The organism is Thermoflexibacter ruber, from assembly GCF_900113045.1.
In the GTDB taxonomy this organism is placed as follows: Bacteria; Bacteroidota; Bacteroidia; order Cytophagales; family Thermoflexibacteraceae; genus Thermoflexibacter; species Thermoflexibacter ruber.
On the sequence record NZ_FONY01000060.1, the window covers coordinates 1 to 15,748 of the forward strand.

At 35.4% G+C, this 15,748-nt stretch carries 19 protein-coding genes; 15 read left to right on the forward strand and 4 right to left on the reverse strand.

Going from position 1 to position 15,748, the window contains the following annotated elements:
- On the forward strand, positions 1–308 hold a 308-nt coding region (locus tag BM141_RS20620), incomplete at its 5' end, for a transposase (protein WP_143091038.1).
- A 75-nt stretch (positions 309–383) separates the two neighbouring features.
- On the opposite strand, the gene folE is transcribed toward BM141_RS20620, so the two are convergent.
- The 4 genes from folE to BM141_RS20640 form a co-directional block, all read right to left on the reverse strand.
- Entirely contained in the window at positions 384–1,124 is a 741-nt protein-coding gene (gene folE / locus BM141_RS20625) for a GTP cyclohydrolase I FolE (RefSeq protein WP_091549354.1), read from the reverse strand.
- Complete coding sequence (locus BM141_RS20630; protein ID WP_091549355.1) at positions 1,087–1,494, reverse strand: 6-pyruvoyl trahydropterin synthase family protein; 408 nt, start codon at positions 1,492–1,494, stop codon at positions 1,087–1,089. Before BM141_RS20630 ends, folE begins: the two co-directional genes overlap by 38 nt.
- Before the next feature lie 522 nt (positions 1,495–2,016).
- On the reverse strand, positions 2,017–3,213 hold the full coding sequence (locus BM141_RS20635; protein ID WP_091549356.1) for a thioredoxin fold domain-containing protein: 1,197 nt from the start codon (positions 3,211–3,213) through the stop codon (positions 2,017–2,019).
- A gap of 567 nt (positions 3,214–3,780) precedes the next feature.
- The gene (locus BM141_RS20640) at positions 3,781–6,660 is read right to left on the reverse strand and encodes a BamA/TamA family outer membrane protein (protein ID WP_091549357.1); all 2,880 of its coding nucleotides are present in this window, start codon (positions 6,658–6,660) and stop codon (positions 3,781–3,783) included.
- Positions 6,661–6,862: 202 nt separating this feature from the next.
- On the opposite strand from BM141_RS20640, the gene BM141_RS20645 reads away from it, so the two are divergent.
- From BM141_RS20645 to BM141_RS20700, 14 genes are all read left to right on the forward strand, one after another.
- A complete protein-coding gene (locus BM141_RS20645) occupies positions 6,863–8,518 on the forward strand; it encodes a M1 family metallopeptidase (RefSeq protein ID WP_091549358.1) in 1,656 nt (551 codons plus the stop codon).
- A gap of 107 nt (positions 8,519–8,625) precedes the next feature.
- Complete coding sequence (locus BM141_RS22665) at positions 8,626–8,976, forward strand: HTH domain-containing protein (protein WP_143091039.1); 351 nt, start codon at positions 8,626–8,628, stop codon at positions 8,974–8,976.
- 60 nt (positions 8,977–9,036) lie between these two features.
- On the forward strand, positions 9,037–9,234 hold the full coding sequence (locus BM141_RS20655; protein WP_091549359.1) for a hypothetical protein: 198 nt from the start codon (positions 9,037–9,039) through the stop codon (positions 9,232–9,234).
- Positions 9,235–9,310: 76 nt separating this feature from the next.
- The gene (locus BM141_RS20660; protein ID WP_091549360.1) at positions 9,311–10,048 is read left to right on the forward strand and encodes a hypothetical protein; all 738 of its coding nucleotides are present in this window, start codon (positions 9,311–9,313) and stop codon (positions 10,046–10,048) included.
- A gap of 8 nt (positions 10,049–10,056) precedes the next feature.
- On the forward strand, positions 10,057–10,656 hold the full coding sequence (locus tag BM141_RS20665; protein ID WP_091549361.1) for a hypothetical protein: 600 nt from the start codon (positions 10,057–10,059) through the stop codon (positions 10,654–10,656).
- Positions 10,653–11,417, forward strand: a complete 765-nt coding sequence (locus tag BM141_RS20670; RefSeq protein WP_091549362.1) for an ABC transporter ATP-binding protein — start codon at positions 10,653–10,655, stop codon at positions 11,415–11,417. The genes BM141_RS20665 and BM141_RS20670 overlap by 4 nt, the downstream gene beginning before the upstream one ends.
- Positions 11,418–11,535: 118 nt before the next feature.
- Positions 11,536–11,751, forward strand: coding sequence for a hypothetical protein (locus BM141_RS20675; protein ID WP_091549363.1), 216 nt, complete (start codon positions 11,536–11,538; stop codon positions 11,749–11,751).
- A gap of 49 nt (positions 11,752–11,800) precedes the next feature.
- Complete coding sequence (locus BM141_RS20680) at positions 11,801–12,031, forward strand: hypothetical protein (RefSeq protein WP_091549364.1); 231 nt, start codon at positions 11,801–11,803, stop codon at positions 12,029–12,031.
- A gap of 146 nt (positions 12,032–12,177) precedes the next feature.
- Positions 12,178–12,408, forward strand: coding sequence for a hypothetical protein (locus tag BM141_RS22670; RefSeq protein ID WP_143091040.1), 231 nt, complete (start codon positions 12,178–12,180; stop codon positions 12,406–12,408).
- A gap of 16 nt (positions 12,409–12,424) precedes the next feature.
- Positions 12,425–12,616, forward strand: coding sequence for a hypothetical protein (locus tag BM141_RS22675; RefSeq protein ID WP_143091041.1), 192 nt, complete (start codon positions 12,425–12,427; stop codon positions 12,614–12,616).
- A 131-nt stretch (positions 12,617–12,747) separates the two neighbouring features.
- Positions 12,748–12,963 carry a hypothetical protein gene (locus BM141_RS20685; protein WP_091549365.1) on the forward strand — a complete coding sequence of 72 codons (216 nt, stop codon included), beginning with the start codon at positions 12,748–12,750 and terminating at the stop codon, positions 12,961–12,963.
- 90 nt (positions 12,964–13,053) lie between these two features.
- A complete protein-coding gene (locus BM141_RS23825) occupies positions 13,054–13,788 on the forward strand; it encodes a DUF5687 family protein (protein WP_221407723.1) in 735 nt (244 codons plus the stop codon).
- 26 nt (positions 13,789–13,814) lie between these two features.
- On the forward strand, positions 13,815–14,513 hold the full coding sequence (locus BM141_RS23830) for a DUF5687 family protein (protein ID WP_394331696.1): 699 nt from the start codon (positions 13,815–13,817) through the stop codon (positions 14,511–14,513).
- Positions 14,514–14,530: 17 nt separating this feature from the next.
- On the forward strand, positions 14,531–15,244 hold the full coding sequence (locus BM141_RS20700) for an ATP-binding cassette domain-containing protein (protein WP_091549368.1): 714 nt from the start codon (positions 14,531–14,533) through the stop codon (positions 15,242–15,244).
- Positions 15,245–15,748 lie beyond the last annotated feature (504 nt).

Here is a 15,748-nt window from a genome sequence, read left to right on the forward strand (position 1 = left end):
CGGGTATAGCAGCTATTGAGCAGTTATCAGGGAAAGTACCAAGACTTCAAAAGATAGCCGCTGATAGTGGCTACAAAGATAGTTTCATTACACATGTTCAAGAAGTCTATGGCTGGGAAGTAGAAATTGGACAAAAACCAGAAAGTCAAAAAGGATTTGTACCTGAAAAAAATAGATGGCAAGTGGAAAGAGCTTTTAGTTTCTTAAATTTCCGAAGGAGATTATTCAGAGAAATAGAAAAAACAATAGAATCAGCAGAAGCTATGATACAAATTGCTTTTATATCTTTTATTATCAATTATTTATAATCGCAAAACATTATCTAAATAGTTACAAAAAAATATAAAATAAGCCCACCACTGGGAATGGTGGGCTTAATAGGTCTAATTTCCTGTTTTCATTTCTATATATTTCAATAGTTCTGCTTTTACGCTTTCTTCCTCAAATTTACCTGAGAAAAAGGCAGTTACAGTGCTGCTATTGGTGTCTTGTATCCCACGAGAAGATACGCAAAGGTGATATGCGTCCATAATCACTGCTACATCTTCGGTAGCTAAGGCTTTTTTCAGTTCTTCTCCTATTTGGTTGGTCAGACGCTCTTGCACCTGGGGACGCTTCGCAAAGTACTGCACAATGCGGTTGAGTTTAGAAAGTCCTATGACCTTGCCACTGGAAAAATAGGCTACGTGTGCCTTACCAAAAATAGGAACGAAGTGATGCTCACAAGTAGAGTAAAAAGTAATATTTTTCTCTACGAGCATCTGATTGTAATTGTATTGATTTTCAAAGAGTTTAGCTGTAGGCTTATTCGCTGGGTTTAGTCCGCTAAAAATCTCTTTTACGTACATTTTAGCTACCCTGTGTGGTGTGCCTTTGAGGCTATCATCGGTCAAATCCAAGCCCAAAATGTGCATGATTTGCTCAAAATGTTTCTCTATGAGTTCTATTTTCAAGTCGTCATCGAGTTGGAAAGCATCTTCTCTTAGTGGAGTATTCAGGGAAGTCAAGATATGCCCATCGCCTATGTCATCATGCAGATGGTTGCTTTCTTGATGCTTATGTCCGTTATGTGTATGTCCGTTTCCTTTATGCGGGGAACTCAACAAAATTTCGTTCTGTTTCATATAAAGTAATTTTCAAATCTAAATTTTGGTTTAAATGAGGGCGAAGGAGTTGCCAAATCACAACTGCAATATTCTCCGCCGTAGGGTTTAATTTCTGAAATTCAACTACATCTAAGTTTAAGTTTTTATGGTCAAATCGGTCTAAAACCTGTTCTTTAATAATATCACTAAGTACCTTCATGTCCATGACATAGCCTGTCTCTGGGTGAATCTCGCCTGTAACTTTGACTACAAGCTCATAGTTATGTCCATGAAAATTAGCATTGTTGCACTTCCCAAATACTCTTTGGTTCATTTCCTCAGACCATTGGGGGTTGTGCAAGCGATGTGCCGCATTAAAATGTTCTTTTCTAAATACCGAAACTCTCATGGTTGGTTGTTGAATGATGCTTGAGTAAACCTTTATTATTTAACATTTATAAAAAGTAATTACTTATAAGTTTTTGCTTCTTCACAGAATGAAAACAAAAACTTAACCTCTGACAGAAAACGCCAGAAAAATACTTTTTCCCTGAAGTATTTATCAAATTGACAAGCCTGAGCATACTTCGCAACTCAAAACTTGCCGTAGCCTAATTAGACTACAAGTGCCTGAAAATCTCTTTCAAGCCAAATTTACTACATACTTCATATTTTCCCTCTCCAAAGAAATAAATACGGATTTTTTAAAAAGGGTAGATATGACTTTCATCTAAAAATTTTCGTTTGCAATGGCTCACTTACAAGTGTGAGGGCAAACATTCAAAGAGGACTGTCCTACAATGCTATGTGATTTCACAAAGTAATAAACACTAAATCTGAGAAAAAGTTTAAGAAAAAGGACTTTTTGTTAAACTTTCTAATCTCATTTATTAAACAAAAACCTTTTACTCTGCCGATATTTGACATCTGTTTATTTTAATCGCTCTAACATAGCGTCTATATAATTTTTTACTTGTTTATCATTATTTTTCTCAGAAGCGATTTGAGCATATTTTTTTGCTTCTGCCTTATTACCCAACTTTTCCCAGATAATAGCATAACCTAAGTTAGGCAACGCTTCATTGCTGATAGTCAGCACCTTTCTCATCCAAGAAAGAGCTTTTTCTAATTCTACTTGCTCGGTGGAGTTCTCAGCAATCATCATGGACTTATCGAATAGTTCTTGTAAGTTGTCAGCGTTATACTTGTCTATCCACTTTGTAACTACAGAGTAATAATCAGCCCACTGTTGCGTAGCTTTGAAGTATTCTAAATCTAACTCTAACTCAAAATATTCCTTAGGTTTGCTTGCGTCTATCATAGAGGCAGCAGCATAATAAATATTTTTTGCCTCAGTAAGGGCTTTACTATTTCTGGTTTGTACTGCTGTATTGAGTTTTTCGCTAACTAAGCCAAATAGATACTGCTGAAATTCTTGACCGTATTTTTCAAGAAATATTTTTTGATTCGCTACTAAGTATTTATACTCTCTTGTTTCTGTACTATTTACAAATTTTTTTATCAATTTCCAAGCAAGTTCTTTGCTTAGGTCTGCCTCTGGCATTTCTGCAAGATATTTTTTGGCAAGAGGTTCTGCTTCGCTATATTTCTCCGCCGTCATAAGCAAGTTTAGGTATTCTACCAATGCTTGCTTGCTTTGAGGATTCTTATCATATCTTGCTTTGACATTAGGCAGGTTTTCTACAGCTTTCATGTTGGCTATAACTCCTTCCCCAAATTTTTTAAAATTTTTTGCATCAAGTGCACCGATATTTTTAGTGATAACTTGCCCTTGTGGATTGTAAAAAAATAAAGAGGGATAGGCATTGATTCCCGCTTGGGTAACTAATTCTTTTTCTTCTTTTTCTGCATCTATTTGGTAGGAAATAAAGTTAGCATTGTAGTAATCAGCTACTTCTGGGTCAGTGAATACATTTTTTGCCATCATCTTGCAGGGACCGCACCACACCGCATAGAAATCAACAAAAATGGGCTTATTTTCTTTTTTTGCCTTTGCCAATACTTCCTGCCAAGTCCCTTGCTCGAAATTCATCTGCGCCAAACTGCTTACTGCTATTCCCAATACCAGCATGGTGGTAAAAGCATATTTCAATACATGATTATTCATAGTTCTAATTTTTCAAATTTTAAGTGTTATATTTAGTTGGTAAACACAAAGATAAAATTGATAGTTCTTTGATTGCAACTATTTAGCTCCTTACAAAATTAGGAAAAAAGTCTTACCTTTATGCTATGAAATTAGCTGATGACATAGAAAGTTTACAAAACTTGCTACCAAAGGTTTTACCAAGTTAGTCGCTTTCAGAAGTGGAATATAGCAAACTCCGTGCAGATAACCCCGATTTATATAGCTGTTTAAGCATGACCTTGACTAATAGCTATAAACCACCAAGCAGTAATGAGTAAAGAAAGATATTCTTAAATAGTTAGGTAAGTAGTTCAACTTTTTTGTGCGTTCTTTTAATTCCGTAGGAATGACCGCTTTGTAGTAAATCATAAGAAATAATCATCAAAGCCCCGTTAGATACAATATATAAACTTGATAATCAAATAGTTATATCTCTAATAAAACTTTGATAAACCTATTTGATTACTATTCACTACAAAGCTGTCGTGCCTACGGCACTGAATAAAAAGCGTTTTAATTTGCTCAATTACTTAAAGAAATAAAAAATTAAAATCCTATCTGCCCTATGACCAAACTTGGAATGAACTGCTGCGTATTGGGAATGTAAGTAGCCCTTATCCCTATGTCAAAAAGGATATAGTTCAAGCGAAGAAAGTTTACATCAAAACCTATTTCTGCACTAATGGATTGGTAGTTGGTAAGTTTTGTTTCTAACCCATTGACTACATCTCTCCCTTGCCCTACATCATACAACAAGGCACCTTTGATTCGTTGAATATTCAAAAGTGGTCCCAAAGCTATGTCAGGGTAAAAAAGTGGGAAGCGATATTCCAAAGAACTCGTAATGAGCGACTCATGATTTTGATAGTCGTAACCTCTGGTAAATAAGATGGGACTGGAAAAATAATAACTTCCTTGCCTATTTTGCTGGCGTTGGTAGCCTGTGCGAAGGCTCAATGAGTGATGTTTGATAAAACTTGGCAAGTAAATTCGCCCTTGTGTCCCAAAAATCTCCCCGCTAAAATCAGTCCCTAAGGTATGCGCGTAGTTAGCAGTGAAAACAAAGCCAAATTTGGGGGCTAAATCTCTGGGGGCAACTTTCAACACACTGCGGTAGGCGATGCCATAGTTAAGGCTACCAAACTGCCTGTCCCTGAACTCTCTACGGTTAAAATTGGCAATGCTTCGGTAAGAACTCGTAATACCCATGCTCAGACTTCTGCGGTATTTGGAATTGGTCAGAATCAGAGGAACTTGCACTCCTGCATCTAATACGGTTTCGTCCCAAGTAAGGCTAACTACTTGCGTTTGATTGGTTTGTGAATTAACAATTCTTCCCGTTCCTGAGCGCCCTCCGTAGCGCAAGCCCAAGTTGAGCATGGGAAACCAACCTTGGTAACTCATCTTGGCAAAAATATTTCCAATCTGCTCATTGGCATTGTATTCGTAGCCTGCACTTGCTTGCATAGTACTCAATAAATTTTGCGAAAAAAGTCCAATTTGCAGTTTCTCGGGGTCATTGGCATCTAAAAGAGGCGACCAGCTATGTATATTAAAAATGCCCGATATGAGGGGATAAGGCTCTGGTTTCCAAGGTGTATTGGGTATATCTTTGAGGACTTGGCTGTTGCCTTCCTGCTCTACCCAAACTTTATAAAAATGAGTATTTCGGTCTTGTACTTTCTCGCGAGGAATCCAATTTTCAGGATTTAAAGACATTTCTGCTATATTCATTCCATCTTTGGAAAAGTCATTGAATAAGAGGGTTTTAAAATCAGCAGAAATACAAGGATTGTAAGCGGCAAACTTTCGTGAGGTAAGTTGATACTGCTTATTATTTTCTAAATCAAGTACATAGATATTGTCTATCCCATTGTAAGGAGAATTGTAAAAAACATAGTTTCTGACCTTGACAGGGTGTCCGAAATTTTCTTCTGAAAAAGGCAATAAATTTTGAGTTTCTCCCGTATCTATGTTGAGCAGGGCAATGGTCTTGCCTTGATTCCTTACTGTTTTCAAAAAAACAATTTCCTTTCCGTTGTCTGCAAAGCGAGGCATTCCGATATAGTGGTTCTCAGGGTTTTCAAAACGCTTGATTTCTGCTCCCGTTTCTGCGTCTAATATGACTAACTGCATAGAGCCATTCGTCTGATTATCAATCGTAACGACCATTTTGGCATCAGGGGAAAGTGCAGAGGAAGAGAAGCGGGTTTTTCGCCTCAGTACAGTGAGTTTTTGCTTTTCTACATCATAAATTTTTACTACTCTAAACGTTTTCATCTGCCAACGTGGGTCAAACTCAAACTCGTTCCACACCACCTTGTTTTGTGCGGCAGAAAGCATTACATGGTCGGAAAAAATCCCCAAAGTAAAAACCTTGCTTTCCTTTCCGTTTTTGTCAATTTTTACCAACGTTTGTATATCTCCCAAACCTGATTTGACAGCAACTATGCTCCCATCAGCTAAATACTGTGGGAACTCGTAATCTGTATAAACTTTTGATTTTCTTTGGTTTAAAGTGCTTGCTTCTGTGATAGGCAGGTCTTGGATTTGTTTTCGCCATAGACTATCCAAAGACTGATTCATTTCTTGGTAGGTTTTGACCAAGTATTTTCCTGTATGTTTTTTAATAGCATTAGAAAAAGTAAAAGGCAAAATAGACTGTCCAAAGGCTTTTTGGGTAATAGGCGACCAAATCTTTCCGTCTTGCATTTTTTGGCGAATGTGTGTAGTAAACAGATAGCCAAGTACATAGTGGTTAGGGACTTGGTGCTTCAAAGAACGCAAATGTGCCTTGTTGTAAGTAAAAGCCCCTCTTTCCAACAAGTTGGTGCGGTAGAGCAAGTCAAAGTTAGGAATCCTGCCCCTGCCGCTTGGGGAAAGAGCCGTTTCCATGCCTACTGCATCTCCTTCCCAAAACCAATTAGGCACAGAAAGTGCGCCTAAGCCTGATAAAGCTAAATTTCCGAAAACATTGTAAACCAATTTACTAAATCCTGTTTTACTTTTTTCGTATTGGACTACATGACGAAACTCGTGTATCATCAGCAAGTTCAGCCAATCGTTTGTCCCAATAAAGTTGTAGTCTTGGGGGGGCAGGGTAAAAAACTCAGACCTTCGAGGAACAAGGGTTACAAAAGCATTGGAAATAGCACTTTGATTTTGCAATAAAATACTGATAGGCTTAGGGTTGCGTTCCAGACTCAGCCCTTCTACCTTATAAATTTGCTCTAAAGTATTGGCAGTTCTGAGTGCTTCTTTCTCGAAGTTAATAGGATAAATAATGCGAAAATTGGGCGTATTAAGTTGATGCCACTTCACTGAAGGCGGATTTTGTTGCATATCAGGAATTTGGGCAAAAGAAGAACAAGCAAAATGAAGCAAGAGCAAGGCAAAAGAAAAAGAGAGATAAGTTAATCTTTGCATAGTATATTAGTTTTGAATGAAATCAAATTTAGAAAAATTTTTGACAAGAAAGAAAGGCAAAAATCTGCTTATTTCCTCAAAAACTTGGAAGTTTCCTTGTTAAAAAAACACCACTTATCGCATAATTTCTTCACAACAATTCTTGTATTTCAAACAAAATAACTTACATTTACTCAAACTGAAATCCTTATTCATACTAAAAATGCAAAAAAAATATTCTTCTTACTTCGCTTTTTTAATAATTACTTTACTCTATTTTCCTACACAAGCCCAGTATTTCTCACGTCAAGATTCTTTGAGAGGAACGATTACCGCTGAGCGTGCTTGGTGGAATGTTACTCATTACTTGATAGACTTTACCCCAGACTATGAGAAACGCACTATTACAGGAAAAATGACACTTTCCTTCAAAGTGTTAAAAGAAAATCGCATCATGCAAATAGACCTACAACAACCTATGCAAATAGATAAGGTAAGTTGGAAAGGTCAAAATCTATCTTTTCAAAGAGATGGTAATGTGTATTTGATTGATTTTAAACAAAATATCAAACCTTCCAAAGAGATAGAGCAAATTGAAATTACTTACTCGGGCAAGCCAAGAGTGGCTATCAGACCGCCTTGGGACGGAGGGTGGATTTGGACGAGAGATGCCAAAGGCAATCCATGGATGAGCGTGGCTTGTCAGGGTTTGGGCGCAAGCGTATGGTATCCTTGCAAAGACCACCAAAGCGATGAGCCTGATAGTGCGGCAATGAGGATTACCGTTCCTAAAACTCTTGCCGCTATTGGCAATGGTCGTTTGCGCCAAGTACAAGACAATCAAAATGGTACGCATACTTTTACTTGGGCAGTTACTAAACCTATCAATAGCTATAACTTAGTACCTTATATCGGCAAATATGCTAACTGGACAGAGGTGTACGAAGGAGAAAAAGGCAAATTGGATTGTAGCTATTGGGTACTTGAACATAACTTAGAAAAGGCAAAAACACACTTCAAAGTCGTTCCCCAGATGATGCAGTGCTTTGAGCATTGGTTTGGGGCATATCCTTTTTACGAAGATAGTTACAAACTGGTGGAATCTCCTCACTTGGGAATGGAACACCAGAGCGCAGTGGCGTATGGGAATGAGTATTACATGGGCTACAAAGGTTCAGATTTGTCAGGAACAGGCTGGGGACTAAAATGGGATTTTATCATTATTCACGAAACGGGGCATGAGTGGTTTGGGAACAATATCTCCACCAATGACATCGCTGATATGTGGGTACACGAGGGATTCACTGCCTATTCGGAAACCATCTTTACTCAGTGTGCTTTTGGCAAAGAAGCAGGTAACGATTATGTGATAGGGACTCGCCGCCTTATTCAAAATGACATTCCCATCATCGGAACGTATGGAGTAAACAAGCGGGGTTCAGGCGATATGTATTACAAAGGAGCAAATATGCTGCATACTATCCGCCAAATCATCAACGACGATGAAAAATTTAGAAAGATTTTGAGAGGACTGAATCAAAGTTTTTATCATCAAACAGTGGATTCTAAGCAAGTGGAAAGCTATATCAGCGAGCAGGCTGGGAGAGATTTTAGTAAGGTTTTTGAGCAGTATTTGCGTACTGTCCAAGTGCCTATTTTGGAGTATAAAGTAGGAAACAACGAAATCGCCTATCGTTGGACGGAATGTGTGAAAGATTTTGATATGCCTATCAAAGCCAAAATCAGAGGAGAAGAACACTGGCTTAGCCCTACCGAGCAGTGGCAGACCCTTGCCGTGAAAGAAAAAGTCAAAAAAGGAGAAAATATTACTTTGGAATTTGACCGCAATTTTTATGTTAAATTCAGAGTGGTGAGGTGATTTTTTGAAACACTACCCCTACATGTATCGTTCCTTGTAAGAGAACTTGACCATAAACAACAGACTACACTTTATTCTATCTACGAACATTTTTGATTCTTTGACTTATGCAAAAGTATCTGGAACGCATCAGCCGCATAGACCAACTCATGCGTCTGAAAAAAACTGGCTCTGCCGAGCAACTCGCCTCTAAACTCGGCATTTCACGAAGTACGCTTTTTGAAACGTTAAACCTGATGAAAGACTATGGAGCAGAAATTGCCTACTGCCCGCATCGCCAAACCTACTACTATACTCAAGATGGTTACTTTGAGATAGGCTTCAAACCCAAAAACAAACTTAGCAAAGACGACATGGAAAAAATATCGGGGGGAAATTGTCTTTTTACTACTTCCTCAAAATTTTTTTCCCCCAGTCCGATATTATCGGACTGCTGCGCTTTATGTTTGCTACTGTAAATCGCGATTTGCAAGAATGTAAAAAAATTATTGTTCAACATTTAAAACCTTTGTAAAATTATGAAAAAGTTAAGTTTGAATGAGATGGCTGCTGTGAATGGGGGTGGTTGTGAAAAAGCTATTGCTGTTGGTGCGCTTGCAGGTGCGGCAAGTGGGGCAATAGCAGGTGCAATTGCAGGTCCTGCTGTTGTAATTACAGCTACAGCTGGTTTTTTTGGAGGTATGGTAGCTGGTTGGATTAACTGTGCCTTCCAATAATCTTTAAATTGTAAGAGTGAAGTAAAGATAAGATTATTTTTACTTCACTCTATAACCCAGTCTAAATTTTTTGACAATGACATTAATTAAATTTTTCTTTATCAGTTATTTACGCTCTCTCTACACCAAAGACTGGTGGCGACAATTAACTGTACCTTTGTTCTCTTTTTATATAGCCTATGTTTCGTATTATGTTGGCTCTTGGGTATTATTTAGTATGATGCTCTTAGCATATACCTTATTTGCAAAGATGTTAGATAAATTGTATTTAGGCATACATTTTTTTCATATTCCTATTTTCCCCCCAAGCCATATCTCTAATATAGGAATGCTTTTAATCTTAAAATTGTTGGTCAATACTTCTTTCATTGCGTTCTCTTTTTGTTTGCTACTTGCTCTTATAAAAGAATTGCAATTGGTGTGGTGTTTTAATATGCTTGCTGTTTATATAACTTTCAATAGTCTATTTTATTTAGGATATACATGGAGTTATCGCACCAAGACACTATATCTTATTTTTTTTGGTTTTGTAATTATGCTTCTAACTGTACTCATTGTGGCTCCTATCAGCTTTTCGCAGGGCATAGGGGTTGTGCCGTTACCTTTTTCTGAAACTCAAGCAATGAATCCCAAGATTAACAATTTCATCAAAAAAATAGATAACTGGTATTGGGGGAATGAAGTATATTTATTTTTTACATTGTTATTACTTACCCCTTTTTCAGTTTGGCTGAGTATTAAAGGAATATGGAAAGCAGGATTAGTCAATCCTTTTCCAAGTAGTGAAGTGCTTAATTTTCAAAGAAAAAATTAAGTTATTGCATGGTGATTTTGCTTTTAAAATTGGCTTTGAGGCAACAAGATTTTGTACGTGTGTGCGTATTGGGTTTTGCATTACCTTTTTTCTTATATGGTTTGGGAGAATTTAGTGTTTTTCTAAGTATTTTTGTTTTCCAAGTTTTTTTAAATCCTGCCTTCAAACCTAAGTTCTATTCTATTTTATATCGTGTTACAAACGCACCTCTAAAAAAATTATTGTTCATTTCCAATATCTTACTCCTTGCTTTTGTTACTTTGGTCTTTTTGCTATGTTCTTTATTAGGACAGTTTTGGGGACAATTTTTAGAAGATAAAATTATGATTATAGATAGTATTGGTTTTATACATCAATACTTAATAGTAATGATGTGTACTTTGGGGGGGTTGTGCGTTGCCAATATACTGCATCGAGTTAATGCGAATGATTTTGGTGGTGTTATCTTTTCTTTTGTGCTTTACAATTTGGTATTCTTTCTTATGGTAGGTGTTTTTTATTTATTGCGGAGCCAAGCAAACGAAACTCTTATTTTTATAGTTATCTGCGGCTGTTTAACGGCAATTTGGTTATTGAGTATTCATTTTTATAACATATTGATAAAATGATAATTTTAAAAAATATAAAGAAAAAATACGACAAGCAAGAAGTGTTGAAAGGCGTATCTTTGGAGGTTGCCACTGGCTGTGTGCAAGCACTTTTAGGAGCGAATGGAGCAGGGAAATCTACACTAATCAAGATTTTGTCTTGTATTTTAAAAAGAAATGGTGGAGGTATAGAAATTGATAGTGAACAAATTAGCCTTGATAGCTACGAGTATCGCCGCAAAGTAGGCTACGTTTTTGACCAGCCCATTTACATAGAAAAGTTTTCTGCCAGAGAGTATCTGGAATTTGTGGCAGAAATGTACGAACTGCCTAAACAAGATTATAAGCCAAGAATAGAGGAACTATTGGCGTTTATGGAATTACCTATAGACAACAAAAAATGGATTGAGGACTATTCTAAAGGCATGAAGGCAAAAGTTTCTTTGGCGGCGGCACTGATTCACCAGCCGAAGTACCTAATTTTAGATGAGCCTTTTGATGGAGTTGATTTTGTTTCTGTGCAGAAGATATGTAAACTATTTCGTTCTATGGCAAGCAAAGGAGCTTGTATTTTGATTACTTCGCACCAATACGACATCATTGCAGAAGTGTGCGATAGGTTTGCTTTGCTCAAAGAAGGCGAAATCAAGTTTAACTTGACCATGAGTGAGTTAGAAAATCAGGCAGTGTTACATGGTTTTGGAGAGGACAAAAATCCTGTGAAAGCCTATTTGGAAAGTCTGATGAGTAATAGTCAAAAAAATGAGATTTCTTTTTTGTAAATTTTTTTCCCCCAGTCCGATATTATCGGACTGCTGCGCTTTATGTTTGCTACTGTAAATCGCGATTTGCAAGAATGTAAAAAAATTATTGTTCAACATTTAAAACCTTTGTAAAATTATGAAAAAGTTAAGTTTGAATGAGATGGCTGCTGTGAATGGGGGTTATATTCCTGATTCTTTTTGTGCTAGTGCAGGAGCAACTTTAGCATTAGGCATGGCACTTGTAGGTGCTGCAATAGTAACAGGTGGGGTAGGACTTGCTGTTGCTGGTGGTTTAGGTATGTACTTTGGCAACATAGGCGGTCTTTTATGCCTAATGGGAGGTAGTAAATAATTTTTGTACTATTATTTTAACTTTTGATAACATAAAATATCTTAAAACCATGAAAAAATTAGATTTAAATCAAATGTTTCAAATTCATGGAGGCTATAATGGAGCATTTAGAGATGGATTTTGTTTTGCTTCAACTTGGGGTTCTGTTGTTACTGGACTTCCAGGATTATTCTTGGCTGCAGCAAAACCAGAAACCATATTGGCAAGTGTAGCAGGAGGTCTGGCGGGTGCTGGTACTTTTCTGGCAATCAATGCGATAATTTGTGAAGCGACAAAATAAAATTATACAAGTAAGTTTTTATCCATTCATGAAAAAATGAATGGATTAGATAAGTAGAACATCTGGTATATCAAAATTACCAGATGTTTCTCTTAAAAATTAATTTAGGTAAATCTTAAATTATTTTAACTTATTACGATAAAAATATGAAGCAATTATATAACGGTCTTGGAATAGTATCATCTTTAATTGCCCTTGCTCTTGGCTACCTTCAGCTAAAGATTTTTCTCAACCATGAAGAATTGTCTGATGATGAGATATTTTATTTAAGATTTATAAAAATTTCAGGTTATCCTATATTACTATGCTTCTTTATCTGGACTTCATGGATTTACATCAAGAGAAAATATTTTACAAAATCGTCTCCTCAGGAATAAAAATAGTCTTAATCTTATGCACTTCTTACATTCCACTTTTCTTGACACCGACAAGCGTTTAGTTTTTGTCTCTATTTGCTTGCTGAGTGGCTTGCTTACCTACTTGGCGCAGTCTTTTTTTGTTACAGAGGAACTGTTTTATTATTCTTTGGGCGAGCAGGTAGCGATAGAACGTTTTGAAAAGCTATGGGCAGAGTCGCAAAAATGAAATTTCTTTTTTGTAAAATTTTTTCCCCTCAGTCCGATATTATCGGACTGTTGCGCTTTATGTTTGCTACTGTAAATCGATTTACAATAGTTCAAAACATATTGTTCAACATTTAAAACCTTTGTAAATTTATGAAAAAGTTAAGTTTGAATGAGATGGCTGCTGTGAATGGGGGTGGCTTTGCTGATTGTGCATGGTCTATAGTTGGCTATGTAGGGAGCGTTTTAGTTGGGGTAGGAGGTACAGTGGCATCGGGTGCTTTTGCTCCAATAGTAGGAGCTGGTAGCGTATTGCTTGTTGCATATGCTGGCAGACAAGTTACTACGAACTGTCCTATGAATAACTAAAAAGTGCGGCAATAATCTTATTCTTACATATCAATAAGTTATTGCCGCTATTTCTGGAAGTTTACTTATCTTGAACTGAAACTAAACTCAATGTTAAATACATATTTGGTTTTTAGAATATTTATTAGACATCAATTGTTAGAATTTAGACGAAGCAACTTGTTTAGCCAAAATTTGTGGATAAATATGTTGATCGGACTGACTATTATTATTTTAGCCTATGGATTTACTTATTTTATCTTACTTAGTGATTCTATTTTAAGAAATCTTGCAGAGGTAGAAAATACTTTAGAGCTAATTCATGCTGAGTTTTTGAAATTACTTTTATTCTACCTTCACTTTAGAATACAAGTCCAAAGCGTCTCAGCCCTCAATATAAAGCATTATAAGTTCTTACCAATAAGTAGTTCTACTATCATATCTTATGTAATATTAAGGAGCTTTTTTAGTTTTTGGGGGTTTATAACCATGTTAATTGTTACACCTCTTTATGCTAAGTACCTATTATTCAAAGACCACTGGAAACTAACCGAATTTTTAATTTATGAGTTTGGATTGTTTTTAGTATGTATATGTTCTAATCTTGTTCATGCTCTTATAAAACGGTCTTTGGGAAAAGGTTATTTAGTTTTTATCATGTTTTTAATTTTTTCAATCATTTTATTAAGTAATGATAAAATAGAAATATGGTCAGTTTCTTTTTTTATCAACCTTATTGATAAACCACTATTTGTAATAACGATACTTTGTGTTTTTATTTATTTATTGTACGAAATTACTTTTTATTATTTTTCTAAGAATATTTACACCGATTTAAAAAACTGATATTAAGTATGAATATAAAATTAGCTATGCGGCTTTTAAGCCTCGATTTTAAATTAATTATTCGTAATAGATACCCTAAAAATATCTTATTTATATCTCTATATTCGTTTGTGATGTATTTGATTTTAGTTCCTGCATTAGTATCAGGAGATCCTGAGTTTATACTAAGTGATATGCTAATTATTATGTCTTATACACTTATTCCATGTCTTCTAAGTATCTATTATAGTGGTTCTATATTTGCACTTAGCAATAGCTTCATAGAAATTTTTGCAACTAAAAAATTGGCAATCAAATACTTGATTAAAGTTAGAGTTTATTTTAGTTTTCTACTATCTATTTTTTCTTTTATTATTTATTTATTTATAACTTTATTTCTTTTTCCTGATAGTATTTTTTATTACGTCTGCCTGTCCACTTTCAGTATTGGTGTTTACATTCCACTTCTTTTATATTTTACAGTAGATAGCAGGGATACCATAGACTTGGCAAAAAACGTATTTCTCAATTTCACGAATAGAAAATTTGATATTCCATCATTTATAGGAAGTTTAGTAATTGTTGCTATATCAATTATTATATTTATCCTCTTCCAAAAGAACATCATTTTCCATGTTGTAATACTTCTAATTGGCTTAGCCAGTTTATTTTGTAGCCACTTTTGGATAGAGAAGATATATAAAAAGTGGCAAGGCTCAAAATATTTGTTGATACAAAAATCATAAAAAATTAAATTTATATTATGTTAGAAATTAAAGAGTTAATAAAAAAATTTGGGAATAAAACTGTCTTAAATATACCATATCTAAAAATTGAAAAAAATGAATCTATTGGTGTTGTTGGTAATAATGGTGCTGGTAAAACCACCCTTTTCAGACTATTATTAGACTTATTAAAAGCAGATAATGGGGCAATTTTGTTTGATAACAAAAATATAACACAAACAGAAGATTGGAAAGTTCACACAGGTTCATTTCTTGAGCAGGGCTTTCTAATCCCTTTTCTAACCACTATAGAGTATTTTAAATTTGTAAGTACATTGTATAAAATGCAAGAAAATGTATTTCAATTACAGTTGGAGAAATACCAAGATTTTCTCACTAAAGAAATTACACAGAATAAGCGTAAATATATAAGAGATTTTTCACAAGGGAATAAAGTTAAAATTGGAATTGTAGCAGCAATGTTATCTAACCCTCAACTTCTAATTTTAGATGAACCTTTTGCAAACTTAGACCCAAGCTCTCAAATTAGACTTAAATCTATTATTAAAGATTTGGTAATTAATCATAAAACCACAGTTCTAATTTCAAGTCATGATTTAAGACATATTACAGATGTTTCAGAAAGAATTATCCTAATTGATGAAGGAAAAATTATAAAAGATTCTCCAAAATCAGAAAAATCTTTACAAGAGTTAGAAACTTATTTTATTAACCAGATTGAAACTATATAATTTTTCAAAACTTTTAACTATGCTAATAGTCTAAGAAGTTGTTTGAGTTAATTTTCTGAGTCCGTAGGACTGCTATATTTGTAGAACTTTATGAAATGATTAGTAAAAAAACTCTGTAGGAGTGGAATATGACAGTCCTACTATTAGACCTGTTTGCTTAATTGAAAATGAATATACTCAATCAAAAGTGGTTTTGAAATTTTCTTTACTCCAAAGTCCCTGTTCTCTGACACTTTCCGTGTAAAACTTATGTAAGCAATGGACTTTCATCTGCCCTTGACTAACACCGAAGGTGTGCTATTTTGGTAGAAAATAATGCATATACCCACATAAAACTGCGTAGCAGTGGCATATTTCACGCCTACGGCGTTGCGGGTGGGTTGGGTTTACTCTTTTCTACCAAGATGACAGCCCTACGGGCTTAGAGTTAGATGTAGTATTGTTTATTGGCTAACTCCACAAAAAGTGTTAGAGAACCCAAGTCCCTTTCTTTAGCAAGAGAAA